The sequence below is a fragment of the Rhizobacter sp. P3_B12 genome, assembly GCF_056402895.1.
The window spans coordinates 1-1,077 of sequence record NZ_JBFUGN010001452.1; the positions used below are offsets into that span (position 1 = coordinate 1).

Below are 1,077 nucleotides of genomic sequence, written 5' to 3' on the forward strand. Positions count from 1 at the left end.
CTGCTGCGCACCTTCAACCGCATGTTCGAGCTCTACCCCGAGCAGCGCGCCGAAGGCGAGATCCTGGTCGACGGCGAGAACGTGCTGAAGAGCAAGCAGGACGTCTCGCTGGTGCGCGCCAAGATCGGCATGGTGTTCCAGAAGCCGACGCCGTTCCCGATGTCGATCTACGACAACATCGCGTTCGGCGTGAAGCTGTTCGAGACCCTGCCGCGCGTCGAGATGGACGAGCGCGTCGAATGGGCGCTCAAGAAGGCCGCGCTGTGGAACGAGGTGAAGGACAAGCTGGCGCAGAGCGGCTCCGGCCTCTCCGGCGGCCAGCAGCAGCGGCTGTGCATCGCGCGCGGCATCGCGATCAAGCCCGAGGTGCTGCTGCTCGACGAGCCGTGCTCGGCGCTCGACCCGATCTCCACCGGCAAGATCGAGGAGCTGATCCACGAGCTGAAGAACGACTACACCGTCGTCATCGTCACGCACAACATGCAGCAGGCGGCGCGTTGCTCCGACTACACCGCTTACATGTACCTCGGCGACCTGATCGAGTTCGGCGTCACGTCGGACCTGTTCATGAAGCCGAAGAAGAAAGACACTGAAGACTACATCACCGGCCGGTTCGGTTGAGCGGAGGAAGCACCATGACGGACAAGCACCTTTCCACCCAGTTCGACACCGAACTCAGCGGCATCTCGACGCGCGTGCTCGAGATGGGCGGCCTGGTCGAGTCGCAGGTCGCGCAGGCGGTCTACGCGCTGACCAACTTCAGCGGCGACATCGCGAGCGACGTGCTGCGCAACGAAGAGCGCGTCAACGCGATGGAGATGGAGATCGACCGCGACCTGTCGAGCATCATCGCCCGGCGCCAGCCGACGGCGCGCGACCTGCGCCTGCTGATCGCGATCTCGAAGACCATCGCCAACCTGGAGCGCGTCGGCGACGAGGCGGCCCGCATCGCGCGCACCGTGCAGCGGCTGATCAACACCGGCGTGTCGAGCCGGCTGCGCCTGCCGGTCAACGACCTGGCCTTCGAGGCCGAGCTGGCGGTGGCCCAGCTGCGCAAGGCGCTTGACGCCTTCGCGC

The 1,077-nt window shown here is 65.7% G+C and carries 2 protein-coding genes; both read left to right on the forward strand.

All coding sequences use genetic code 11. The features are described from left to right. On the forward strand, positions 1-621 hold a 621-nt coding region (locus AC1D01_RS36010), incomplete at its 5' end, for a phosphate ABC transporter ATP-binding protein (protein ID WP_477874506.1). A gap of 14 nt (positions 622-635) precedes the next feature. Further along, positions 636-1,077: PhoU domain-containing protein (locus AC1D01_RS36015; RefSeq protein WP_477874508.1), on the forward strand; the 442-nt coding region annotated here is incomplete at its 3' end.